Here is a 23,620-nt window from a genome sequence, read left to right on the forward strand (position 1 = left end):
TACCGCTTCGCAAAGCAGGCGCTGGATGGAAATGCCCCGGCCAATGGACCGGGGCTCGGGGCTTACTTGATGCGCTGACCAGGCTTGGCGCCGCTGTCAGGGCTCAGCAGGTAGATCTCTTCGCCGCCAGGGCCGGCTGCCATGACCATGCCTTCAGATACCCCGAAACGCATTTTCCGTGGCTTGAGGTTGGCCACCATCATGGTCAGACGACCTTCCAGCTTGCTCGGGTCGGGGTAGGCCGACTTGATGCCGGAGAACACGTTGCGACGCTCGTCACCGATGTCCAGGGTCAATTGCAGCAGTTTGTCGGCGCCCGGCACGGCTTCAGCCTTGACGATCAGCGCGACGCGCAGGTCGACCGCGGCGAAGGTGTCGAACTCGATCTCGGCCGAAAGTGGATCCTTCGTCAGTTCGCCATTGCCGGCGGGTGCCTTGGCTTCTGCGGCGAGCAGGTCTTCCTTGCTGGCGGCGATCATGGCTTCGACCTTGGCCGGCTCAATGCGGCTCATCAGTGCCTTGAACGGGTTGAGCTTGTGGTTTTCCAGGCGGGACAGGTGGTCGTTCCAGGTCAGCGGGGCAACGTTGAGGAACGCCTCGGCGTCGGCGGCCAGCAGTGGCAGTACCGGCTTGAGGAAAATTACCAGCTGGCGGAACAGGTTGATGCCCTGGGCGCAGATAGCCTGAACCTCTTCCTGCTTGCCTTCCTGCTTGGCCAGCGACCACGGAGCCTTGTCGGCGATCCAGGCGTTGGCGCGGTCGGCGAGGGCCATGATCTCGCGCATGGCGCGGCCAAAGTCGCGGCTTTCGTAAGCCTCGGCGATGGACGGGGCGGCGGCGAGGAAGGCTTCGGTCAGATCGGGTGCGGCATCGCCGGCCACCATCACGCCGTCATTGCCCTTGTGAATGAAACCGGCGCAGCGGCTGGCGATGTTGACTACCTTGCCGACCAGGTCGGAGTTGACCTTCTGCACGAAGTCTTCGAGGTTCAGGTCGAGGTCGTCGACGCCACGGCCGAGCTTGGCGGCGTAGTAGTAGCGCAGGTATTCCGGCTGCAGGTGATCGAGGTAGGTCCGGGCCTTGATGAAGGTGCCGCGCGACTTGGACATCTTTGCGCCGTTGACAGTCAGATAACCGTGCACGTTGACCGCAGTGGGCTTGCGGAAGCCCGAGCCTTCGAGCATGGCCGGCCAGAACAGGGCGTGGAAGTTGACGATATCCTTGCCGATAAAGTGGTACAGCTCGGCCTTGGAACCTTCGCTCCAGAAAGCGTCGAAGTCCAGCTCCGGGCGGCGCGCGCAGAGGTTCTTGAAGCTGGCCATGTAGCCGATCGGCGCATCCAGCCAGACATAGAAGTACTTGCCTGGCTCGCCCGGAATTTCAAAGCCGAAGTACGGTGCGTCACGGGAGATGTCCCATTCCTGCAGGCCCGAGTCCAGCCATTCGGCGAGTTTGTTGGCCACGGCATCCTGCAGCGTGCCGCTACGGGTCCACTGCTGCAGCATGGCCTGGAAGTCTGGCAGCTTGAAGAAGAAGTGCTGCGAGTCGCGCAGCACCGGGGTGGCGCCGGAGATCGCCGACTTCGGGTTCTTCAGTTCGGTCGGGGCGTAGGTGGCGCCGCATTTCTCGCAGTTGTCGCCGTACTGGTCCTCGGCCGCGCATTTGGGGCAGGTGCCCTTGATGAAGCGGTCTGCGAGGAACATGCCCTTCTCGGGGTCGAAGTACTGGGTCACCGAACGGGTGGCGATGTGCCCAGCGTCGCGCAGGCGGGTGTAGATCAGGCCCGACAGCTCGCGGTTCTCCTCGCTGTGCGTGGAGTGGAAGTTGTCGAAGTCGACCAGGAAGTCGGCGAAGTCGCTGCTGTGCTCGGCCTGGACGTTGGCGATCAGCTGTTCTGGCGTGATGCCTTCCTTCTCGGCGCGCAACATGATCGCCGAACCATGGGCGTCGTCGGCACAGACGTAGACGCACTGATTGCCGCGCAGTTTCTGGAAGCGAACCCACATGTCAGTCTGGATGTACTCGAGCATATGGCCAAGGTGGATGGATCCATTGGCATAGGGCAGGGCGCTGGTGACGAGAATCTGACGTGGCTCGGACATGGTGGCTCGGCTACTTATCTGGCTACGGGTAAAAAATGAGGGTGATCGGCCACTATAAAGGGCTGGAGAATTTATTTCACCCCGCGTTCGCATCTGCTGACGATTGACGGGTTAGCATAGGCGCCTGTCACGTATTCAGTTTGCCAATGGGAGTCTCCATGAGTGCCGTCACCCGTGCCGCCGTCGAGGGCGTGCTTCGTCAGTACACCGACCCTTACCTGAACCAGGATCCGGTCAGCGCCGGTTGTGTGCGCGCCATCGACATCCAGGCCGGGCAGGTCAGCGTGCAATTGCAGTTGGGGTATGCCGCCGGCCTGTTCAAGGGTGGCTGGGCCCAGGTGCTGCAGACCGCGATCGAGAACCTCGACGGTGTCGCATCGGCCCGGGTGACGATCGATTGCGTGATCGCCACCCACAAGGCCCAGGCCCAGGTGCCGGCCCTGGCCAACGTGAAGAACGTCATCGCCGTGGCCTCGGGCAAGGGTGGGGTCGGCAAGTCGACGACCGCTGCCAACCTGGCCCTGGCCCTGGCCCGTGAGGGCGCCCGGGTGGGTATTCTCGATGCCGATATCTATGGCCCAAGCCAGGGGGTGATGTTCGGCATCCCTGAAGGCACCCGCCCGCAGGTGCGCGAGCAGAAGTGGTTCGTGCCGATCAAGGCCCATGGGGTCGAAGTCATGTCCATGGCCTTCCTCACCGACGACAACACGCCGATGGTCTGGCGCGGCCCGATGGTTTCGGGGGCGTTGCTGCAACTGGTCACGCAAACTGCCTGGGATGACCTCGATTACCTGGTGATCGACATGCCGCCGGGCACTGGCGACATCCAGCTGACCCTGGCGCAGAAAGTACCGGTGGCGGGTTCGGTGATCGTCACTACCCCGCAGGACCTTGCCCTGCTGGACGCGAAGAAAGGCGTGGAGATGTTCCGCAAGGTCAACATCCCGGTGCTGGGCGTGGTAGAGAACATGGCCGTGCACATCTGCTCCAATTGCGGCCATGCCGAGCACCTGTTCGGTGAGGGCGGCGGCGAGAAGCTGGCGGCGCAATATGGTGTAGAGCTGCTGGCCTCGCTGCCGCTGTCGATGCTGATCCGCGAGCAGGCCGACAGTGGCAAGCCGACCGCCATCGCCGAGCCGGAAAGCCAGATCGCCATGGTGTATCAGGAGCTGGCGCGTCAGGTGGGGGCGCGGATCGTGTTGCAGGAAGCGGCAGCGCCAGCAATGCCGAGCATCACTGTCAGCGAAGATTGACGGTCCTGGCGTGATATCCGTAGGAGCCGGCCTTGCCGGCGAATACCGGCATAGCCGGTGCCATCCACCGCGTTGTCTGGTTCGCCAGCAAGGCTGGCTCCTACAGTAGGGTGATCGCCGAGGTACAAAAAAACCCGCCAATGGCGGGTTTTTTTTGAAAGCTAGGAAGCGAGATCGACTTAGGCGATCTGAACTTCTTCAGCCTGCATGCCTTTCTGGCCGCGGGTAGCGACGAAAGTAACAGCCTGGCCTTCTTTCAGGGTTTTGAAGCCGTCAGCTTGGATGGCTTTGAAGTGCACGAACAGGTCGTCGCCCGACTGAGGGGTGATGAAGCCGTAGCCTTTCTCATCGTTGAACCACTTAACAACACCGGATTGACGGTTGGACATGTTTCTGTCTCCTTGGACAAAGTTGATTACGGTCAGGAAACACCCTGACCGGGACTGAGCGCAAAGAGAGCAGAAAATTCAGCGATGGGCCGATGAGTATCGTGCATCAAACTAGAGATTCTCGGTGTCACGTGCAGCACAGTGGCGCCACCTTAACCCACTTTCCACGGCCTGCCAATGGCCAAGAAGCGCTTTGGCGAAATTCGGATCGGCGGCCTGCGCAGGCCCCGTCCGGCGCGGGATGGGGCAAGGAACTTTAACCCGGGCGCCGGGACCGGTAAGATGCGCATCTCGTTTTTTACCTCGCATTCTTCAGGACACCCCGCCATGAGCATCAAATCGGACAAGTGGATTCGCCGCATGGCGCAGGAACACGGCATGATCGAACCGTTCGTCGAGCGCCAGATCCGTGGCGAGCACGACAGCCGGGTCATCTCCTTCGGTGTCTCCAGCTATGGCTACGACGTGCGTTGCGCCGACGAATTCAAGGTGTTCACCAACATCAACTCGGCGACTGTCGATCCGAAGAACTTCGATGCCGGCAGCTTCGTCGACGTCAAGAGCGACGTGTGCATCATCCCACCGAACTCCTTCGCCCTGGCGCGCACCGTCGAGTATTTCCGCATCCCGCGCAACGTCCTGACCATCTGCCTGGGCAAGAGCACCTACGCGCGCTGCGGCATCATCGTCAACGTCACCCCGCTCGAGCCGGAGTGGGAAGGCCACGTGACCCTGGAGTTCTCCAACACCACCACGTTGCCAGCGAAAATCTACGCCAACGAAGGCGTGGCACAGATGTTGTTCCTCGAGTCCGATGAAGAATGTGAAGTTTCTTACAAGGACCGTGGAGGCAAGTACCAAGGCCAGCGCGGTGTCACCCTGCCGCGTACCTGAGCCGACAAGCGCGGGGAATTACTTCCCCGCCTGGCACTCCAATGACAGAACCGATCCCGGCGCGCAGCACGCGTGCCGGTTCTCGTCAGGAGCAGCCCATGAAACTGGACCCCGCCATCAGCAGAAAGCTGGCCGTGCTGCAGCCGAATCAGATCGGCTTGCTCGCCTGGTCGCTTCTCGCTCACCCACCCATACCGATGCAGATGGGTGGTGTACCGCACCAGCCCGACCCTGATACGCCTCAGCCGGCTGAACCCGGTGAGCATCCACCCATGGAACCGGGTGAGCCGACCTTGCCCGACGAACCGCCACCGGCACCGGTGGCGTGATCAAGGCGCCCGCGGGCTGTCAGTTACCCAGCAGGTAGCCGCTGCGGCATACCTGTTCACCGGCGATGTGGGCGACCACCATGCCCGCCGTTGCCATTCGCCGTAGGCTGCGTGCGTACAGCAGGCCTGCCTGGGTGTTGTGCAGCGGCGTGATCCGATCGTTCAGTGGGTCGATGACCTCGGCGATCAGCTGTCCGGCTTCCAGGTACTGTCCAGGCTTGGCATGGAAGACCAGCAACCCGCCCAAAGGAGTGGTCAGCGGTTCCACCGCCGCCAGTGGGGTCGCGGGGTAGCGTAGGGCCGGCAGTGGTGCGGGTTGCCCTTCGATCGCACCGCTGTGGGTGAGGAAGTCCACGATCGCCTGGCAGTCCTGGCTCGCCAGCGGGTGACTGACATCGGCCTGGCCGCGCAGTTCGATGGTCACCGAGAAACTGCCTTGGGGAATCGGGAAGCGTTTGCCGAAGCGTTGCTGCAATTGCCACCAGACCAGGCTGAAGCACTCGTCGAACGACTGGCCGCCCGAATCGGTGGCCAGCAGGCTGGCCTGGGCGCCCAGGTAGCGCGCCAGCGGCTCGACCTGAGGCCAGGCCTCAGGTGTGGTGTAGAGGTGCTCGACGGCTTCGAAGTCGCAATGCAGGTCGAGCACCATGTCGGCGTCGCACGCCAGGCGCTGCAGGGTGAGGCGTTGGGATTGCAGTGGGGTGTGCGCGGGGTGGGCGTCGAGGCCGCGACGCAGGTATTCGCGGATCAGTGCCACGTTATGGGCCGGGTCCTGGGTCAGGTGGGCCTCGACCTGGTCGCCGATACTGTCGGACAGGTCGACGAAGTTGCGATTGAAGTTTTCGCCGCTTTGCAGTTCGAAGCGGCCGAGGGGGGCGTCCAGCAACACCTGCTCCAGGCCCACCGGGTTGGCCACCGGCACCAGGATGATCTCGCGGCGCAGCCGCCCTTGCTGTTCGAGTTCACCCAGGCGCTGCTTGAGGTGCCAGGCGACCAGCATGCCCGGCAGTTCGTCGGCATGCAGCGAGGCCTGGATGTACACCTTGCCAGCGCCGCGTGGGCCGAAGTGGAAGCTGTGCAACTGGCGGGCGATGCCGGGGACGGGGGACAGCAGGTCGTGGGTCGAATGGTGCATGGTGGTCCTGATGGAAACGGTCTGGTCCGGGATGATGGATAGAAGCACAAGTTCGTGCTCCGTGCATCATTGTCCGGCCTGGAACGCTCCGGGCGCCGGTTCGCCAGCAAGGCTGGCTCCTACCTGCAGGAGCCAGCCTTGCTGGCGAAAGGTCTACTTGCCGGGCACCAGCGTCAAGCGCTGGCTACCGTAGGCGCGCGCGAAGTTCTGCGGTTGCAGCGGCAGGCTGGTGAAGCGCCCCTTGAACCAGGCATCCAGGCCATCACTGTAATGACGGCTCGCCGGGTTGCCGGACTGGCCGCTGCTGGTCAGCACTTGCAGCGGTTCGGCCTGGCCGAAATCGACGATCATCCGCGCCGAGGCGGGCAGGCGGGTTTCGAAGCTGCTGCCCCAGGCATACGGGGTCAACGCCAGGGTGCTGAAGTCGCCGCCAGCGGCCATCGGCGAGCGGGCAAGGTTGTCGCCCAGCCCCTGGTAGTTGGGCGCCGGCCAGCGGTACTGGTGCAGCTTGCCCCATTGCCACGCGCGGCGGTCGGCACCGAGCTGGGCGGTGCCCGCATCGATCGCACCTGCCAGGCTGCGAGCCAGGACAGTAGGTTTGTCTTCTTTCTGCGGCGTGCCGCGGTCATCCCAGAACGGGCTGTCGTCGCGGCCGAGCAGATGGTCGGCCTGGGCCGAGTAGGACAGCTGGGCATTGCCGACGAACGCTTGCCAGGCCGGGCCGGACTCCGGGCCAAGATCGTCGAGGAAGGTCTGGCGGGTGACCTCCTGGAGGAACAGTTCGTACAGCGCGGCATCGGCCGACACCGGGCTCAGCCGGCCATCGAAGGCCTTGAGCCGGGCCAGGGTGTCGCGGGCCTTGTCGCGCTGGGCCGCCGGCAGGGCCTCGATAGCCTGCTTGAGGGGCTGGGCCATGCCTGGGGCGTCGAACATCTGCTTGAGCTTGCCGGCCAGCGGCGTGACCTGGTCGTTCTGCAGGGCCATCAGGCTGCGGCTGTCGTGGCGGCCATTGCTGGCCAGCTGGGCCAGGCGCTCAGCGCGCTCGGGGTAGTACCAGGTGCTCGACAGCTGCATGCCATAGCCCTTCGGCAGGCTGCGCTGGTTGGCGTGGCCGATGAAGCCTGCCGGTGGGTCCTGATCGTAGGGGTGCAGCATCGCGTCGGCGTAGCCGTCCCAGTCATAGCGGCCGTCCCAGCCCGGCGAGGGCAGCAGGCCCTGGCCTTCGCGGCGGTTGGGGTAGCGGCCACTGACTTGCCAGCCGATATGCCCGGGTTCGGCGAACACGAAGTTCAGGGCGGCGGCGGCGACTTCGCGGGTGCTGTCGAAGGCGCGCTCCACGGTGGTGGCGCGGGTCAGGTCGAACAGGGCATCGAGGCTGCGGTCGTCCTTGAGCTGCGGCAAGTGCAGGGCCAGTGCCAGGCTGCCGTGGCCCGGCAGCAGGGTGCCGTGGCGGGTGTCGTACATCACCTCGCGCTGGGGGCGCTGGCCGCGCACAAAGAAGGTTTCGTTGCGCGCGCGGGCCTGCTGCCACTTGCCGTCGGCCAGGTAGCTCAGCTGGTTGCCCTGGCGGCGCACCTGTTCGAGGAACAAGTCCTGGTTATCGGCCATCACGGCGCTGCTGCTCCAGGCCAGCTTGCCGTTGTAACCGGCCAGCACGATCGGCAGACCGGGTAGCGATAGGCCGCCGACCTGGTACTTGCCGGTGTGGATCTGCACCGGGCTCAGCGCCCAGACCGCGCGGTTGTCGCTGGCCAGCAGGCTCTTGCCGCTGCGGCTGCGCTCGGGGGCGAGGGCCAGGTTGGACGAACCCGGGCTGCCCAGCAGGCCGAGGTCGGCCAGTTGCTGGCCGGCGGCGGCGAGCGAGGCCAGGCCCGGCAGTTGGCTGGCCAGGTTCAGGCCCTTGAGCTTGTCGACTTCGCTGTCGGCCAATGGCTCGTCGGGGGCGCCGGGCAGCAGCCAGGCCAGCTTGTCCGTGCCGATCTTCTGCGCGAGTGTGAGGGCCGAGAGTTCTTCCTGCAGGTTCACCGACTGGCTGAAGGCGTAGAGGCTGAAAATCAGCGCCGAGTCCTCGGGCTTCCAGTACTCCGGGCGGTAGCCGCTGCGGGCCAGCTCGGCGGGCAGCTTGTCGCGGTAGCGGAACAGGTAGGCGTTGACCCCGCGGGCATACACCTCGAAGAAGCGCTTGAGCCGCGGCGAGGCGTCGGCGTAGAGCTGCCCTGCGCTCTGCTTGAGGTTGGCGGCACGCATCAGGCGGTCGATTTCCAGGGCATCGGGCCCGGCCAGCTCGGCCAGACGCCCCTGGGCCAGCAGGCGCATGCCGACCATTTGCCCGATGCGATCGCTGGCGTGTACGTAGCCCAGACTGAACAGCGCGTCGTGGAAGCTGCTGCTTTCGATCAGCGGGGCACCCATGTCGTTGCGACGGATCGAGACGTTCTGCGCCAGGCCCTTGAGCGGTTGCACGCCCGTGGTCGGTGGCACGCTGTCCTGGTAACCGCCCATCTGGCAGCCGGCGAGTGCAAGCATGCCGAGCAGCGCGGCGGCGGCGCCGAAGCGGGGGCGGAATGGAGGAAGGACGGCGGCGGCCATGACGGGGCTCCTGCAAGGCGTGGCGGGGTTTTGAAAGGCGCTAAGGTAGTGAGCGCGCAGTCGCCGTGCAAGGTGTCGGGACGCTTTATTTACGAATGGTCGGCAGCGGCAAGCTGCGAGCGGAAAGTGGGCTGTGTGCCGACCAGTTCCTGCTGCAAGCTTGCCGCGCGAAGCGTGTTACGGCTTCAGGCGCCGTGGCATTTCTTGAACTTCTTCTGGCTGCCGCATGGGCAAGGGTCGTTGCGGCCGACGTCCTTCAGGGCGTTGCGCACCGGCTCCTGGTGGCCATGGTTGCAGTGTGGGCCGTGCACATGGCCGTGGTCATGATCATGGTGATGGTCGTGACCGTGGTTGCAGTCGGGGCCATGGACATGGGGTTGCTGGGTCATTGCGGGACTACTCCGGTATTAGATCGCCGGGGATTATCTCACCACTGCGCGACAAGTGCAGGTCCCTATGGATGAACAGGCCGGTAGCCAGGTCGCCGCGCAGGTGGTATTGCAGTGGCTGCTTGCTGCGCAGCAGCTTGGCCAGGGGCTTGAGGTGCTGCCAGAGGTTGGTGCGTGCGGTGATCTTGAAGGTGCGCCGGGCATGGCCGCCGACACTGCGCCACAGGCTGACCTCGTCCTGGGCCAGCAGCAGGTCGCCCAGGTGCACCGAATAGTCGATGGTGCGGATGAACAGGCGTTCGTCGTTGGGGTTGTCGACCTGCAGGTGGAGCACGAATTCCTGTTGGTGCAGGTGCATCCTGACCTTCTCCACCTTGACCAGATGCACCTCGGGCTGACGCCAGGTGTCCTCGCCCCAACTGGCGCAGCCCGCCAGCCAGCCCAACAGGAGGCTGAGCGTCAGCAGGCGGGCCAGGGCGCGCATGTTCAGCTACCGAGATAACTGGCGCAGCACTTCTTGAACTTCTGCCCGCTGGCGCAGGGGCAGGGATCATTGCGCCCGGCGTTCAAGGGCACGGTCGGGTCGATGAAATACCAGCGCCCGGCATGCTGGACGAAGGCCGAGCGTTCGCGGTGCTGGTGATCGCCGTCGGTGTCGTGCCAGCGTGCGGTGAAGGTGACGAAGGCATGTTCGGGTTGCCCGCCGAACACCTCGGCGCTTTCCACCTCCAGCCCAAGCCAGGTGCTCTGGGCGCTCCAGGCGGCCATGCCGGCACGGTCCAGGCCGGGCTGCTGGGCGGGTAGGGTGGTGCCGACCAGATAGTCCACCAGGCCCAGCACGTAGGCGCTGTAGCGGCTGCGCATCAGTGACTGCGCGTCCGGTGCCGGGGTCCCGGCGTGATAATGCCCGCAGCAGGCGTCGAGCAGGTTGCCAGTGCCGCAGGGGCAGACCGAGACACTCATTTGAATCACCACCAGTACTTGCCAAAGTTTTCAGGGTTGGCCCAGAACCTGGCATTGAGCCAGTCCGGGACCTGCTTGTAGTCATGCAGATCATAGGTGAACAGGCTCAGCACCTGCTCGTCGCGTTGGAATTTTTCGCTGGCCGAGAGCGCCAGGGCGAAGAAGTCGGTGTCGTGCCAGCCGCTGGCGGCCAGGTCGGTGAGCACCGCCACCCGGCTGGCATTGAGGTTGCGGATGCCCCCCAGCAACTCCAGGCCGGCGCGCTTGGGCAGGTGTTCGAGGCAATCGACCAGCACGGCCAGGTCGAAGCGCTGCGCGGCCACTGCCGCCGGCAGCGGGCCGGGTGCCGCGACCTCGATGTGGGTGTCCGGATGCGCCGCGGCGAAGGCGTCGAGTGCCGGGAAACGCGCGCCCACCAGCAGCAGACGACGGGGCGTGAAGCGCTCGAGCAGGGCGGCCAGCGCCTGCTGGGGTGTGCGTGGAGAGAAAACCTCGGTCATTGCCATTCCTCGTTCAGATCGCTCAAGACTAGCGGCCCCAGGCGGGATGGCAAAGAGGGAGCAAGCTGTGTCGTGGCTTATTGCTGGCAGAGCGGGAAACGGCGGTCTTTACTCCCAGAGCGTCGGTTCAGCACCGATTCCCCCTAGGAGAAGCAACAAGATGAGCATAGTACGCACAGCGATACCCCTGGTTCTGCTCACCAGTGTGTTGACTGGTTGTGCAGGTTTGCAGAAAACCGACTGGCCGAAGTGTGCTGCCGTCGGGGGCGTGGGCGGCGCGGCCCTGGGCGCCATAGAAAGCTCCAGCTGGGCTGGCTGGGGCGCCTTGCTCGGTGGTGGCCTCGCGGCCGGGTACTGCTGGGCCCATGGCGATGGCGACGAGGATGGCGATGGCGTGCCCGACAGCCGCGACAAATGCCCGGGCACGCCGCGTGGCGTGCAGGTCGACGCCAACGGCTGCCCACCAGCGCCGGCACCGGTGGTCGAAGAGGTGGTGGTACAGAAGGAAGAAGTCATCGTCATCCGTGACGTGCGTTTCGAGTTCGATTCGGCGCGCCTGACTGCAAACGACAAGGAGCGCCTCAACACCATTGCCACACGCCTGAAGAAGGAAGCGCCGAGTGCGCGCCTGAGTGTCACCGGCCACACCGACAGTGTCGGTTCTGATAAGTACAACCAGAAACTGTCCGAAGCACGTGCTCGTTCGGTGGTCGAGTACCTGGTTGAAAGCGGGGTCCCGCGCGCCAGCTTCGTTTCGGTGGTGGGAGCAGGTGAAACCCAACCGGTCGCCGACAATGCCACGGCCGATGGGCGTGCCATGAACCGTCGCACCGAGATCAAGATCCAGCGTTGATGGCCGTGCGCCCGAGCCTTGAGAAGTGACGCGGGCGCGTCTTTACTCCTGTGTGACCGGAAGCGGCCGGTGACACAGGAGCATTCACCATGCGTGTTTTGTCGAAGGCGGCGCTGCCGCTGGTGGTGGCCACGAGCCTGCTGGCAGGTTGCGCCACCCACAGCGATGGCAGCGCGCCCCTCAATCAAAGGACCTGGCCCCTCTGCAGCCTGCTGGGCGGGCTGGTCGGCGGTGGCCTGGGGGCCATCGAGAGCTCAAGCTGGGCGGCCGGTGCCGGCGCCGCAGGGGCGATTGCCGGTGGCTTGATCTGTTACGCCCAGGACGGTGACGAGGATGGCGATGGGGTCTTCGACCGCCGCGACCGTTGCCCGGACACACCCGCCGGCACCCGGGTCGATCACATGGGTTGCCCGCTGCCGCAATACCCACCGTCGCAGCCACAACCCGAGCCCGCCGCGATATCCGAAGTGATCACCCTCGACGATCAGGGCCAGGTGCTGTTCGCCTTCAACTCCGACAGGCTTGAGGCCGGTGCCCAGGAACGCTTGCACAACTTGCTGCCCAAACTCAACGACCCTTCGGTGCTCAGCATCAAGGTCATCGGTCACACCGACAGCGTTGGCTCCGACAGTTACAACCAAGGGTTGTCCGAGCGCCGCGCCAGCAGCGTCGCCGAATACCTGATCAGCCAGGGGCTGGCGCCGGAGAAGGTGACCAGCCAGGGCCGTGGCGAGAGTGAACCGGTGGCCGACAATGACACCGAAGAAGGCCGGGCGCACAACCGACGGGTGGAGCTGCACCTCAACTGAACCCCTCTGGCGCGTTGCCTGGCGTTAGGGGTACTGTTGCCGTCGCGGCCCGCTCGACCGGGCCGCTTCGACATAACAACAAATCGATCGGGGGCGGGGTATGAAGTTCATCCTGGGCCTGGGCAAGGCTCTGACGGTGGTGTTCTGGTGGGTGGTGCTGGTCAATCTGTTCATGCCGCAGCCGTTGCCGCTCAATCTTCTCATCAATGCCGCAGGCATCTTCCTGCTGACGCTGCATGTGCTCGAAATTCTCTTCTTCAACGGTAGCTTGCGCGGGCGCAGCCATCGTTGGTTCGACCGGCTGCAGATCCTGCTGACCGGTATTTTCCATGTCATGTCCATTCCCAGGCCGCAGGAGGCGCCGAGCCATGCGTAAATTGATGTTGCTGGCCGCATTGGTGGCCCCCATGGCCCAGGCCGAAAGTCTCGAAGTTGCCGCCCATTCCATGTTGCGCCTGCCGAACAAGGCGGCCAGCGTGCACCTGCAGCATTTGCGGGTAGCGGACTCGGGGACCTTGCTGCTGCCGGCGAGCTTGAGCGAGCTGAAGATCGACCGGCTTGAATTGGGCCGTGATGCGCGCATTGCCGTTGCACCGGCCGAGGGAGCGCTGAGTATCGCGGTGGCCCATGCCTCCCAGGGCGAAGGCAGCGAGATCAGTGCACCGGGTGCGCCAGGCACTTACGAGCGCAGTGCGCGCCCGGGCCGCAACCTTGAGTTGCGATTGGCTGAACTGGAGGCTGACCGGTTGGCAATCGATGCCCGCGGCGGCGCGGGGGCGCCGGGGTATTTCGGGCTCGATGGCGCCAATGGCAAATCGGGTGGTTGTACCTGGGGGCAGGCCAGCCGTGGGGCCAATGGCGATGATGGTGGCAATGGGCATGATGGGGCATCGGGTGGACGGGTCCGTCTCGCGGTGCCTGACAGCTTCCCGCGCGAGCGGATCGTGGTTCGGCTGGATGGCGGCGCGCCAGGGAAGCCGGGGGCCGCGGGGCGCGCCGGCGTGGGAGGGGCAAGCAAGGGTTGCCTGGTCTACAGCACCGATGCCGGGGCCAATGGACGGCCAGGGCGGGAAGGGCAGCCTGGGTTGGCGGGGGCTTCCGGAGAGCTGATCATTCAGCGGTTGTGAATGGATGGTTTTGGGCGTTGCGGGCAGGTTCATTATCAATGGATCGGCCCACACACCTTCAACCTCGTACGCGAAAGGCGAAGCTCCAACGCCAATGGTCTAGTCTGAAAAAGACCGGCACCGGCCCAATCCCCACCAAGAGCGCCCGGACCGGACAACCATTCGGAGTCCCCTGGGAGGTGCTCTCATGAGCCTGCTGCTTGAGCCTTACACCCTGCGTCAGCTGACCCTGCCCAACCGCATCGCCGTTTCCCCCATGTGCCAGTATTCCGCTGTCGACGGTCTGGCCAACGATTGGCACCTGGTACACCTGGGCAGCCGCGCCGTTGGTGGCGCAGGCCTGGTGATCAGTGAAGCCGTCGCCGTCACTGCCGACGGGCGTATCACTGCCGAGGACCTCGGCCTGTGGCATGACGACCAGATCCCGCCACTGCAGCGCATCACCCGCTTCATCGCCGCCCAAGGCGCCGTGCCCGGCATCCAGCTTGCCCACGCCGGCCGCAAGGCCAGCACCTACAGGCCTTGGCTGGGCAAGCCAGGTAGCGTCAAACCGGAGGACGGGGGGTGGCAGCCGGTAGGCCCTTCGAAGATTGCCTTCGATCCAAAGCACACCCCACCCCGCGAACTGACCACCGATGAGATCAAGGGCGTTGTCGACGCGTTCGTAGCGGCAACCGAGCGCGCGTTGAAAGCCGGCTTCAAGGTCGTCGAGATCCACGCCGCCCATGGCTACCTGCTGCACCAGTTCCTCTCTCCCTTGAGCAACCAACGTCGTGACGACTACGGCAGTTGCTTCGAGAATCGCATTCGCCTGACCCTGCAGGTGACCGAAGCAGTGCGCAAGGCTTGGCCAGAGGATCTCCCTGTTTTCGTCCGGGTGTCGGCCACCGATTGGGTCGAGGACGGCTGGAACCCGGATGAAACCGTCGAACTGGCTCGCCGCCTGCGGGGGTTGGGTGTCGACTTGATCGACGTCTCTTCGGGCGGCACCTCGGTCAATGCCGAGATCCCGACGGGCCCTGGCTACCAGACCCGCTTCGCCGAGCGTGTGCGCAAGGAGTCGGAGATCGCCACCGGCACCGTCGGCATGATCACCGAACCAGCTCAGGCCGAGCACATCCTGCGCACCGGCCAGGCCGATGTGATCTTCCTTGCCCGGGAACTGCTGCGCGACCCGTACTGGCCATTGCATGCCGACGATGACCTGGGCGGCAACAAGGCCACCTGGCCGGCCCAGTACCAGCGGGCGACCAGCCGCGCGAACCCGATTCACGAGTCGGACCTGCGCGACTGACTCAGCCGCAGGCTGCCTGGCTGAGAATATCGCTCACCCACTGATTGATGCTCTTCTGCGCCAGTTCGGCCTTGGCGGCCACGCTGGCGTGGAGGGCTGGCTCCAGGCGCAGGCTGAGCTTTCCGGAGTAGGCTTTCTGCGGTTCACGTCCCAGGCGCAGGCAGGTGTCGAGGTAGTCGTCGACAGCCTCCTCGAAGGCTTGACGCAGTTCGGCGATCGACTCGCCGTGGAAGCCGATCACATCACGGATGCCGGCGATGTGGCCGATCAGCAACTGGTCTTCGTCGCTGTATTCGATACGGGCTGAATAGCCGCGGTAGTTCATGACGTTCATGGTGTGACTCCTGCCTGCTCCAGGAACTGACGGGCGTCCCGTACCTGGTAGGGTTTGGCGTGCCGGTCGGGATGAGGGTGGTGGAATGTCGCGACCTCGCCGTTGAGCTCGAAACGCACGCGGGACCCTCTGCCTTCGACGACCTTGGCGCCGAGCGACACCAATAGCGACTCCAGGCGCTGCCAGTCCAGTGTTCGAGGAACAGGTTTCTTGAATACGAGTTCGAGTAATGCGCGCTGGTGATTATTCATGGTATCAGTCTGTGATACCAGTGGTGCGTGCTTCAATGGATGGGCGGTAGGCAGCAGCAGCCGCAATGACAGGGAATATTCTGCCGAAGGGGCAGTAAAAAGCCGGCGGGAGCAGAGCCCCGACCGGCCTTAATCACAGCAGGTTCAGTGCTTGAACATCACATGGCGCACGCAGGTGTAGTCCTCCAGCCCGTACATCGACATATCTTTCCCGTAACCGGAATGCTTTTGCCCGCCATGGGGCATTTCGCTGACCAGCATGAAGTGGGTGTTGACCCAGGTGCACCCGTATTGCAGGCGCGCTGCCAGGCGATGGGCGCGACCGCTGTCACGGGTCCATACCGACGAGGCCAGGCCATATTCGGAGTCATTGGCCCACGCCAGCGCCTGGGCCTCATCGCTGAAGCGAGTGACCGAAACCACTGGGCCGAACACTTCGTGACGGACGATCTCGTCATCCTGCAGGGCATCGGCGAGCACGGTAGGTTCGAAGAAGAAGCCGTCGCCGGGCAGGGGTTTACCGCCGGTGACCAGGCGAATGTGCGGCTGGGCGATGGCGCGCTGTACCAGGCCGGCCACCTTGTCGCGGTGCTGGGCGCTGATCAGGGGGCCGAGTTCGGTGTCTGGGGCGTTCTGCAGGCCAGGCTTGAGGCTGGCCACCGCTTCGCCCAGGCGTTCGACGAAGCGCTCGTAGATGCCGTCCTGCACATACAGGCGGCAGGCAGCGGTGCAGTCCTGGCCGGCGTTGTAGAAGCCGAAGGTGCGGATCCCCTCGATAGCGGCGTCGATATCGGCGTCGTCGAACACCAGGACCGGGGCCTTGCCGCCCAGCTCCATGTGCATGCGTTTCACGCTGTCGGCAGTGGCGCCAATGATGTGCGCGCCGGTGGGAATGGAGCCGGTCAGCGAGACCATGCGCACCTTGGGATGGGTGACCAGCGGATTGCCAACGGTCTGGCCGCGGCCGAAGAGAATGTTCAGGACGCCGGCCGGCAGCAGGCCCTGGACGAGTTCACCCAGGCGCAGGGCGGTCAGTGGGGTCATCTCCGAAGGCTTGATCACCACGGTATTGCCGGCGGCCAGGGCCGGGGCGATCTTCCATGCCAGCATCATCAACGGGTAGTTCCAGGGCGCGATGGACGCCACCACGCCCAATGGGTCGCGACGGACCATGGAGGTGTGGCCAGGCAGGTATTCGCCGGCCGCTGAACCACCCAGGCAGCGCGCGGCGCCGGCGAAATAGCGGAACACGTCGGCAATCGCCGGGATCTCGTCATTGAGCGCGGCGGTATAAGGTTTGCCGCAGTTGTCCGATTCCAGCTTGGCCAGTTCCTCGCCATGGCGGTCGATCACTTCGGCGATGGCCAGCAACACGGCGGCACGTTCCTTCGGCGTGGTCTGCGACCAGCTTTCAAACGCCTGGTCGGCGGCGCGCACGGCGGTGTCCACCTGCGCTTCGGTGGCCTCGTTGATCTGCGCCAGGGCGCTGCCCTTGGCCGGGTCGAGCACGGTCCAGGCCGGCCCTTCGCCATCCACCAGGCGGCCGTTGATCAGCATTTGGGTTTGCATCGGGGGCTCCTCCAGGGTCATTTGCCACTGCCCGCGACGCTTTCACCGCCGCGGGTCAGGTAATAAGCGCCGAGAATCGGCAGCATGGTCACCAGCATCACCAGCATGGCGACCACGTTGGTCACCGGCACGTCGCGCGGGCGGCTGAGCTGGTTGAGCAGCCAGATGGGCAAGGTGCGCTCGTGGCCGGCGGTGAAGGTGGTGACGATGATTTCGTCGAATGACAGGGCGAAGGCCAGCATGCCGCCGGCCAGCAGCGCCGAACCGAGGTTGGGCAGGATGATGTAGCGGAAGGTCTGCCAGCCGTCGGCGCCCAGGTCCATCGACGCCTCGATCAGGCTCTGCGAAGTGCGCCGCAGGCGGGCGATGACATTGTTGTAGACGATCACCACGCAGAACGTCGCGTGCCCGACCACGATGGTGAACAGGCCAGGCTCGATGCCCAGGCGCTTGAAGGCCGACAGCAGGGCGATGCCGGTGATGATGCCGGGCAGGGCGATGGGCAGGATCAACATCAGCGAGATACTTTCCTTGCCGAAAAAGCTGCGTCGGTACAGCGCCGCCGAGGCCAGGGTGCCCAGCACCAGGGCGATCAGCGTGGCCAGGCAGGCCACCTGCAGCGACAACTTGATCGCCTCCAGCACGTCGGGTCGGGCGAAGGCCACGCCGAACCACTTCAGGGTGAAGCCCTGGGGCGGGAAGCTGAAGGCTGCGTCTTCGGTGTTGAAGGCATAGAGCAGGATGATCAGGATCGGGAAGTGCAGGAACAGCAACCCGCCCCACGCCGCCAGGCGCAGGCCTGTCGAGGCTTTTTCAGAGTGCATCGAAGGCCCCCAGGCGTTTGACGATGGATAGGTACACGGCAATCAGCACGATAGGCACCAGGGTGAAGGCCGCGGCCATGGGCATGTTGCCGATCGCGCCTTGCTGGGCGTAGACCATGCTGCCGATGAAGTAGCCGGGCGGGCCGATCATTTGCGGCACGATGAAGTCGCCCAGGGTCAGGGAAAAGGTGAAGATCGATCCGGCGGCGATCCCCGGTACCGACAACGGCAAGATCACCTGCAGGAAGGTCTGGCTTGGCCTGGCGCCGAGGTCGGCCGAGGCTTGCAGCAGCGAGGGCGGCAGGCGCTCCAGCGCGGCCTGGATCGGCAGGATCATGAACGGCAGCCAGATGTACACGAACACCAGGAAGCGCCCCAGGTGCGAGGTCGACAGGGTGCTGCCGCCGATGCCGGGGATGCCTAGTGCAAGCTGCAGCAGCGCCTCCAGATGCAGGTGCTGGATGAACCACTGGGCCACGCCGCCCTTGGCCAGCAGCAGGGTCCAGGCGTAGGTCTTGACGATGTAGCTGGCCCACATCGGCATCATCACCGCGATATAGAAGAACGCCTTGGTGCGGCCGGTGGTGTAGCGCGCCATGTAATAGGCGATGGGAAAGGCCAGCACGGCACTGGCAAGTGACACGGCCACGGCCATGGCCAGGGTGCGCAGGATGATGTCGAAGTTCGCCGGGTTGAACAGCGCGGCGAAGTTGGCCAGGGTCAAGTCCGGCGTCACCGCCATGGTGAAGTCGTCGAAGGTATAGAAGCCCTGCCACAACAGGTTCAGCAGCGAACCGAGGTAGATCGCGCCGAACCACAGCAAGGGTGGGACCAGCAGCATCAGCAGGTACAGGTTGGGGCGCCGGTAGAGCAGGTTGCTCAGGCGCCGCAGGGGCGAGCTTGCCGGGTGAGCCGAGGCAAGGTTCATATAACGGTTTCCTGCAATACCGTCATTGCCTCTCGTGGCCAACGGACATGTACGCGCTGGCCGGTCTGCCAGGTCGGCGCATCGGCCAGCCACCGGTCATTGGCCTGGCTCACGGCCAGTACCTGGCCGTTGTCCAGTTTCACTTCGAAGCGCGTGGTACTGCCCTGGTACTGGATGTCGTGGAGTTCGCCGCTGGCTTGCACGTCGTGGCCGGTGGCCTGGCCATCCAGGCGGATGTGTTCGGGGCGGATGGAGAACGGCAGGGGGCTGCCGCTGAGCTGCTGGGCCAGCTCGCCGCGCAGCACGTTGGAGGTGCCGACGAACTCGGCGACGAAGGTGGTCGCGGGTTGCATGTAGAGATTGCGCGGCGAGTCGACCTGCTCGATGCGGCCGCGGTTGAACACGGCGACCCGATCGGACATCGACAGTGCCTCGGTCTGGTCGTGAGTGACGAAAATGAAGGTAATGCCCAGTTGGCGCTGCAGCTTTTTCAACTCGCCCTGCATCTGCTCGCGCAGCTTGAGGTCGAGGGCACCGAGCGGCTCGTCGAGGAGCAACACCCGTGGGCGGTTGACCAGCGCCCGTGCCAGGGCGACACGCTGGCGCTGGCCGCCGGAAAGCTGCGCCGGTTTGCGTTCGCCATAGCCCGCCAAGGCCACCATGGCCAGGGCTTCCTCTGCACGGGCGTGGCGCTCGGGCCTGGCGACGCCCTTGACCTTCAAGCCGTAGGCAACGTTGTCGCGCACGTTCATGTGGGGGAACAGCGCGTAGTCCTGGAAAACCGTGTTGACGTCACGCTGGTAGGGCGGTAGGCCTGCAGCCTCGATGCCATGGATGCGGATCGAGCCGCTGCTGGGCTGTTCGAAGCCGGCGATCAGGCGCAGGCAGGTGGTCTTGCCCGAGCCGGACGGGCCGAGCATGGAGAAGAACTCGCCATCCTGGATATCGATGCTGACCTGGTCGACCGCCTTGACCTCGCCGAAGGTGCGGGAAACCTGGGTGAACTGGACTGCTGGGGGCATGGTGCTACCTGATCGGTTGATGCGAGTTCATTCGGGCCCGTTTCGCCGGCAAACCGACGATATGGGATAACCGTAGGAGGGTGCCATGTCGTCTGTAGGAGCGGCTTTAGCCGCGATGCGGGCTTCGCGGTGCGAGGTACCCGCTGCGCGGGTGATCGCGGCTGAAGCCGCTCCTACAGAGGTCATATCAGATCAATGGGTTGAATCTTGTTCCAGAGCGCTCCTATCGCCCGCCCATGATCGCGATGTAATCCTGGGTCCAGCGGCTATAGGGCACGAACTTGCCGCCTTCGGCCTGCGGGGTCTTCCAGAAGGCGATCTTGTCGAAGTTGTCGAAGCCGTTGGTCTTGCAGCCCTCGGCCCCCAGCAGCTCACTGCCGGTACAGGCCGCTGGCACCGCGGGCAACGAACCGAACCAGGCCGCCACATCGCCCTGCACCTTCGGTTGCAGCGACCAGTCCATCCACTTGTAGGCGCAGTTGGGGTGCTTGGCCTCGCTGTGCAGCATGGTGGTGTCGGCCCAACCTGTGGCGCCTTCCTTCGGTACCACCGAGGCCACGGGCTGCTTGTCGGCCTGCAGCCCGTTGACCATGTAGCCCCATGAACTGGTGGCGACCACACCCTCGTTCTTCACATCGCTCATCTGCACCGTCGCGTCATGCCAGTAGCGGTGGATCAACGGCTGTTGCTGGCGCAGCAGGTCGAGCACGGCCTTGTACTGGGTTTCGGTCAGTTCGTAAGGGTTCTGGATGCCCAGTTCGGGCTTGGCGGACTTGAGGTAGAGCGCCGCGTCGGCGATGTAGATGGGCCCGTCGTAGGCCTGCACGCGGCCTTTGTTGGGTTTGCCGTCGGGCAGGTTCTGGGGCTCGAACACCACGCTCCAGCTGGTCGGCGGTTGCTTGAACACGTTGGTGTTGTAGAGGAGCACGTTCGGGCCCCATTGGTAGGGGGTGCCGTATACCTGGTCCTTGACCACGTACCAGGCGCCGTTGTGCAGGCGTGGGTCGAGGTTCTTCCAGTTGGGGATCAGCGCGGTATTGATCGGTTGCACGCGCTTGCCGACGATCAGCCGTAGCGAGGCGTCGCCCGAGGCGGTAACCAGGTCGTAGCCGCCCTTGGTCATCAGGCTGACCATTTCGTCGGAGGTGGCGGCGGTTTTCACGCTGACCTTGCAGCCGGTTTCCTTCTCGAAGCCGGTGACCCAGTCGTAGGCCTTGTCGCTTTCACCCCGTTCGATGTAGCCCGGCCAGGCAATGATATCCAGTTGCCCTTCGCCAGCGCCGAGTTTGTCTGGCAGTTGGGCGGCCTGCAGGCCGGCACTGGCCAGTAACGCGCCGAACAGTACAGTCGTGTTCACTGACATGGTGTTCCCTCTTGCTGAGTCGCGTGGACGGGGGAGAGGTCGAGGCTGGGCATTGTCCAGGCTTCGAAACAGGCGAGGAAATGCCGGGGCAGACGCGGGTCGTTCATAGGCGGCCTTCTTGTGGGTCTTGTTGGCCAGATCGAGTCTAGTTCGTTTTTTGTCGACTTCCCGCGCAACATTCGGAAGCATTTGCGCAGGTGGCGAAGCGGCTGCCCGGGCCTACTCTGGGAGCCTCTTTTCCTACAGCGGAGACATGTCTGATGAATACCCGGAGCCTGCTCGACCAACTGCTCAAATCGGGTCAGGAACTGCTCGGTAACCAGGCCGGCAAGGGCGTGGCCGGAAAGCCTGGTGGCAACGGCCTGGGCAGCCTGCTTTCCGGCGCCGGTGGTGGTGCGCTGGCGGCGGGTGCCATGGGCTTGCTGCTGGGCAGCAAGAAGGCGCGCAAGTATGGCGGCAAGGCCCTCACCTACGGTGGCCTGGCCGCGCTCGGTGTGCTGGCCTACAAGGCCTATGGCAACTGGCAGGCGCGCCAGGGCGCGGGCAACCACGAGCCGCAGACGCTGGACCGCCTGCCGCCGGCCCAGGTCGAGCAGCACAGCCAGGCAGTGCTGCGTGCATTGGTGGCGGCGGCCAAGTCCGACGGCCATATCGACGAGCGTGAGCGGGCGTTGATCGAGGGGGAGTTCGCCCGCCTGGACAGTAGCCAGGCGCTCCAGCACTGGCTGCACGCCGAGCTGAACAAGCCACTGGACCCGGCCGAGGTGGCCCGTGCCGCGCAAACGCCGGAAATGGCTGCCGAGATGTACCTGGCCAGCGTGATGATGGTCGATCAGGAGAACTTCATGGAGCGCGCCTACCTCGATGAGCTGGCACGGCAGCTGCGTCTGGACCCTGCGCTGCGCCAGGAACTGGAAAACCAGGTCAGGCTTGCCGCAGGTCAATGAGCTGGCATTTGGCCAATCTGACAGGCATGGACGCCTGAATACGTCTGCATTCAGCCGCAAAAGCGTAGGAAGCCTGGGCTATACTTCGGCGATTTTTCCCGCTCGTATCGAATTCCTGAGGGCTGAATGTGAAGAACTGGACCTTGCGCCAACGGATCCTGGCAAGTTTCGCCGTGATCATCGCCATCATGCTGCTGATGATCGTGGCCGCCTATTCGCGGTTGGTGGCGATCGAGTCCAGCGAGGAGGCGGTAGGGTCCGACAGCATTCCGGGCGTCTACTACAGCTCGATGATCCGTAGTGCCTGGGTCGACAGCTATGTCACCAGCCAGCAGTTGGTGGGGTTGTCGAACCACCGGGAGTTCACCTCGGCGGACGTCGAGCTGTTCAAAAGCTTTGACGACCGCCTCAAGCAACACATGGCCAGCTATCAGGCGACCATCCGCGACAAGGATGATCAGGTGGCCTTTGATGACTTCACTCGACTTGAAGAGGCCTACGTGAAGATCGTCGATCAGGTTCTGGAAGCCTATCGGCAGAAAAACTATGCCGAGGCCCAGCGTTTGATCAACGAGGTGCTCACGCCGGCCTGGGTGGACGGCCGCAAGCATCTGAACGGGGTCATCGAGCGCAACCGCGAATCGGCCGATGCCGCCACCAACGATATCGTCAGCGCCGTGGCCACCGCCAAGGGCAGCATGATCGTCTCGCTGCTGCTGGCAATCATCGCCGCCGGCATCTGTGGCCTGTTGCTGATGCGTGCGATCACCGCACCGATGCAACGCATCGTCCACGCCCTGGACAAGCTGCGCTCGGGCGACCTGAGCATGCGCCTGAGCCTGGATCGCAAGGACGAGTTCGGCGCCATCGAGGGGGGCTTCAACGAGATGGCCGAATCCCTGGCCAACCTGGTGGCCCAGGCTCAACGTTCATCGGTACAGGTGACCACCTCGGTCACTGAAATTGCCGCAACCTCCAAGCAGCAGCAGGCCACGGCCACTGAAACCGCTGCCACCACCACCGAGATCGGTGCGACGTCGCGGGAGATCGCCGCCACCTCGCGCGACCTGGTGCGTACCATGACCGAAGTCACCTCGTCGGCCGACCAGGCTTCGAGCCTCGCCGGCTCCGGCCAGCAAGGCCTGGCCCGCATGGAGGAAACCATGCACCAGGTGATGGGCGCCGCCGACCTGGTAAACGCCAAGCTGGCGATCCTCAACGAGAAGGCCAGCAATATCAACCAGGTGGTGGTGACCATCGTCAAGGTTGCCGACCAGACCAACCTGCTGTCGCTCAACGCCGCCATCGAGGCGGAAAAGGCCGGCGAGTACGGGCGTGGTTTCGCCGTGGTGGCCACCGAGGTGCGTCGCCTGGCCGATCAGACCGCCGTGGCCACCTACGATATCGAACAGATGGTGCGCGAGATCCAGTCGGCGGTCTCGGCCGGGGTGATGGGCATGGACAAGTTCTCCGAGGAGGTGCGCCGCGGCATGTTCGAGGTGCAGCAGGTGGGCGAGCAATTGGGGCAGATCATCCATCAGGTCCAGGCCCTGGCACCGCGGGTGCTGATGGTCAACGAAGGCATGCAGGCCCAGGCCACCGGCGCCGAACAGATCAATCAGGCCCTGGCCCAGCTCAGCGACGCCAGCACCCAGACCGTCGAGTCGTTGCGCCAGGCCAGTTTTGCCATCGATGAGCTGAGCCAGGTGGCCAGCGGCCTGCGTGGCGGTGTGTCGCGCTTCAAAGTCTGATGGCG

At 64.5% G+C, this 23,620-nt stretch carries 25 protein-coding genes; 10 read left to right on the forward strand and 15 right to left on the reverse strand.

The genetic code is table 11. The features are described from left to right. Window positions 1-62: 62 nt before the first annotated feature. Window positions 63-2,102: a methionine--tRNA ligase gene (gene metG / locus PSEEN_RS05680; protein ID WP_011532533.1), complete on the reverse strand. Its 2,040-nt coding sequence runs from the start codon at window positions 2,100-2,102 to the stop codon at window positions 63-65. A gap of 158 nt (window positions 2,103-2,260) precedes the next feature. Here metG and apbC point away from each other — a divergent pair, with 158 nt between their 5' ends. Next, window positions 2,261-3,355: an iron-sulfur cluster carrier protein ApbC gene (apbC, locus tag PSEEN_RS05685; protein WP_011532534.1), complete on the forward strand. Its 1,095-nt coding sequence runs from the start codon at window positions 2,261-2,263 to the stop codon at window positions 3,353-3,355. A 179-nt stretch (window positions 3,356-3,534) separates the two neighbouring features. Here apbC and PSEEN_RS05690 read toward each other — a convergent pair whose 3' ends face one another. After that, window positions 3,535-3,744 carry a cold-shock protein gene (locus PSEEN_RS05690; protein ID WP_003254922.1) on the reverse strand — a complete coding sequence of 70 codons (210 nt, stop codon included), beginning with the start codon at window positions 3,742-3,744 and terminating at the stop codon, window positions 3,535-3,537. 327 nt (window positions 3,745-4,071) lie between these two features. Between PSEEN_RS05690 and dcd the strand changes: the two genes are divergently transcribed. After that, window positions 4,072-4,638: a dCTP deaminase gene (gene dcd / locus PSEEN_RS05695; protein WP_044487781.1), complete on the forward strand. Its 567-nt coding sequence runs from the start codon at window positions 4,072-4,074 to the stop codon at window positions 4,636-4,638. Window positions 4,639-4,736: 98 nt separating this feature from the next. Beyond that, on the forward strand, window positions 4,737-4,967 hold the full coding sequence (locus PSEEN_RS05700; protein WP_011532535.1) for a hypothetical protein: 231 nt from the start codon (window positions 4,737-4,739) through the stop codon (window positions 4,965-4,967). 19 nt (window positions 4,968-4,986) lie between these two features. On the opposite strand, the gene PSEEN_RS05705 is transcribed toward PSEEN_RS05700, so the two are convergent. The 6 genes from PSEEN_RS05705 to PSEEN_RS05730 all read right to left on the reverse strand — a co-directional run bounded on the left by PSEEN_RS05705 (window position 4,987) and on the right by PSEEN_RS05730 (window position 10,543). After that, a complete protein-coding gene (locus PSEEN_RS05705; protein WP_011532536.1) occupies window positions 4,987-6,102 on the reverse strand; it encodes a succinylglutamate desuccinylase/aspartoacylase family protein in 1,116 nt (371 codons plus the stop codon). Between the two features lie 153 nt (window positions 6,103-6,255). Next, window positions 6,256-8,691 carry a penicillin acylase family protein gene (locus PSEEN_RS05710; RefSeq protein WP_011532537.1) on the reverse strand — a complete coding sequence of 812 codons (2,436 nt, stop codon included), beginning with the start codon at window positions 8,689-8,691 and terminating at the stop codon, window positions 6,256-6,258. Window positions 8,692-8,876: 185 nt separating this feature from the next. Then, on the reverse strand, window positions 8,877-9,080 hold the full coding sequence (locus PSEEN_RS05715) for an SEC-C metal-binding domain-containing protein (RefSeq protein WP_011532538.1): 204 nt from the start codon (window positions 9,078-9,080) through the stop codon (window positions 8,877-8,879). Window positions 9,081-9,087: 7 nt separating this feature from the next. Beyond that, complete coding sequence (locus PSEEN_RS05720) at window positions 9,088-9,564, reverse strand: LEA/WHy family protein (RefSeq protein WP_011532539.1); 477 nt, start codon at window positions 9,562-9,564, stop codon at window positions 9,088-9,090. A gap of 2 nt (window positions 9,565-9,566) precedes the next feature. Beyond that, window positions 9,567-10,043: a YchJ family protein gene (locus PSEEN_RS05725; protein WP_011532540.1), complete on the reverse strand. Its 477-nt coding sequence runs from the start codon at window positions 10,041-10,043 to the stop codon at window positions 9,567-9,569. Window positions 10,044-10,048: 5 nt separating this feature from the next. After that, on the reverse strand, window positions 10,049-10,543 hold the full coding sequence (locus PSEEN_RS05730) for a DUF6231 family protein (protein WP_011532541.1): 495 nt from the start codon (window positions 10,541-10,543) through the stop codon (window positions 10,049-10,051). Between the two features lie 160 nt (window positions 10,544-10,703). Here PSEEN_RS05730 and PSEEN_RS05735 point away from each other — a divergent pair, with 160 nt between their 5' ends. From PSEEN_RS05735 to PSEEN_RS05755, 5 genes are all read left to right on the forward strand, one after another. Continuing rightward, window positions 10,704-11,396, forward strand: coding sequence for a PA1041 family peptidoglycan-binding anchor lipoprotein (locus PSEEN_RS05735; RefSeq protein ID WP_011532542.1), 693 nt, complete (start codon window positions 10,704-10,706; stop codon window positions 11,394-11,396). A gap of 89 nt (window positions 11,397-11,485) precedes the next feature. Next, a complete protein-coding gene (locus PSEEN_RS05740) occupies window positions 11,486-12,205 on the forward strand; it encodes a PA1041 family peptidoglycan-binding anchor lipoprotein (protein WP_011532543.1) in 720 nt (239 codons plus the stop codon). 100 nt (window positions 12,206-12,305) lie between these two features. Continuing rightward, window positions 12,306-12,581, forward strand: a complete 276-nt coding sequence (locus tag PSEEN_RS05745; RefSeq protein ID WP_011532544.1) for a DUF1145 domain-containing protein — start codon at window positions 12,306-12,308, stop codon at window positions 12,579-12,581. Continuing rightward, entirely contained in the window at window positions 12,574-13,332 is a 759-nt protein-coding gene (locus tag PSEEN_RS05750; RefSeq protein WP_011532545.1) for a hypothetical protein, read from the forward strand. The genes PSEEN_RS05745 and PSEEN_RS05750 overlap by 8 nt, the downstream gene beginning before the upstream one ends. A gap of 187 nt (window positions 13,333-13,519) precedes the next feature. Further along, window positions 13,520-14,626 carry an NADH:flavin oxidoreductase/NADH oxidase gene (locus PSEEN_RS05755; protein WP_011532546.1) on the forward strand — a complete coding sequence of 369 codons (1,107 nt, stop codon included), beginning with the start codon at window positions 13,520-13,522 and terminating at the stop codon, window positions 14,624-14,626. A 1-nt stretch (window position 14,627) separates the two neighbouring features. On the opposite strand, the gene PSEEN_RS05760 is transcribed toward PSEEN_RS05755, so the two are convergent. From PSEEN_RS05760 to ydcS, 7 genes are all read right to left on the reverse strand, one after another. Beyond that, a complete protein-coding gene (locus PSEEN_RS05760; RefSeq protein ID WP_011532547.1) occupies window positions 14,628-14,960 on the reverse strand; it encodes a type II toxin-antitoxin system HicB family antitoxin in 333 nt (110 codons plus the stop codon). Continuing rightward, on the reverse strand, window positions 14,957-15,211 hold the full coding sequence (locus tag PSEEN_RS05765) for a type II toxin-antitoxin system HicA family toxin (RefSeq protein ID WP_011532548.1): 255 nt from the start codon (window positions 15,209-15,211) through the stop codon (window positions 14,957-14,959). The genes PSEEN_RS05760 and PSEEN_RS05765 overlap by 4 nt, the downstream gene beginning before the upstream one ends. Window positions 15,212-15,355: 144 nt before the next feature. Next, window positions 15,356-16,780 carry a gamma-aminobutyraldehyde dehydrogenase gene (locus PSEEN_RS05770; RefSeq protein ID WP_011532549.1) on the reverse strand — a complete coding sequence of 475 codons (1,425 nt, stop codon included), beginning with the start codon at window positions 16,778-16,780 and terminating at the stop codon, window positions 15,356-15,358. Between the two features lie 17 nt (window positions 16,781-16,797). Next, complete coding sequence (locus tag PSEEN_RS05775; RefSeq protein ID WP_011532550.1) at window positions 16,798-17,604, reverse strand: ABC transporter permease; 807 nt, start codon at window positions 17,602-17,604, stop codon at window positions 16,798-16,800. Continuing rightward, window positions 17,594-18,532 carry an ABC transporter permease gene (locus PSEEN_RS05780; RefSeq protein WP_011532551.1) on the reverse strand — a complete coding sequence of 313 codons (939 nt, stop codon included), beginning with the start codon at window positions 18,530-18,532 and terminating at the stop codon, window positions 17,594-17,596. The genes PSEEN_RS05775 and PSEEN_RS05780 overlap by 11 nt, the downstream gene beginning before the upstream one ends. Then, on the reverse strand, window positions 18,529-19,554 hold the full coding sequence (locus PSEEN_RS05785) for an ABC transporter ATP-binding protein (RefSeq protein WP_011532552.1): 1,026 nt from the start codon (window positions 19,552-19,554) through the stop codon (window positions 18,529-18,531). Before PSEEN_RS05785 ends, PSEEN_RS05780 begins: the two co-directional genes overlap by 4 nt. 223 nt (window positions 19,555-19,777) lie before the next feature. After that, window positions 19,778-20,917: a putative ABC transporter substrate-binding protein YdcS gene (gene ydcS, locus PSEEN_RS05790; RefSeq protein WP_011532553.1), complete on the reverse strand. Its 1,140-nt coding sequence runs from the start codon at window positions 20,915-20,917 to the stop codon at window positions 19,778-19,780. A 260-nt stretch (window positions 20,918-21,177) separates the two neighbouring features. Here ydcS and PSEEN_RS05795 point away from each other — a divergent pair, with 260 nt between their 5' ends. Next, entirely contained in the window at window positions 21,178-21,864 is a 687-nt protein-coding gene (locus PSEEN_RS05795; protein ID WP_011532554.1) for a tellurite resistance TerB family protein, read from the forward strand. Between the two features lie 128 nt (window positions 21,865-21,992). After that, on the forward strand, window positions 21,993-23,615 hold the full coding sequence (locus PSEEN_RS05800) for a methyl-accepting chemotaxis protein (protein ID WP_011532555.1): 1,623 nt from the start codon (window positions 21,993-21,995) through the stop codon (window positions 23,613-23,615). Window positions 23,616-23,620 lie beyond the last annotated feature (5 nt).

This window comes from Pseudomonas entomophila L48 (assembly GCF_000026105.1).
Lineage (GTDB): Bacteria > Pseudomonadota > Gammaproteobacteria > Pseudomonadales > Pseudomonadaceae > Aquipseudomonas > Aquipseudomonas entomophila.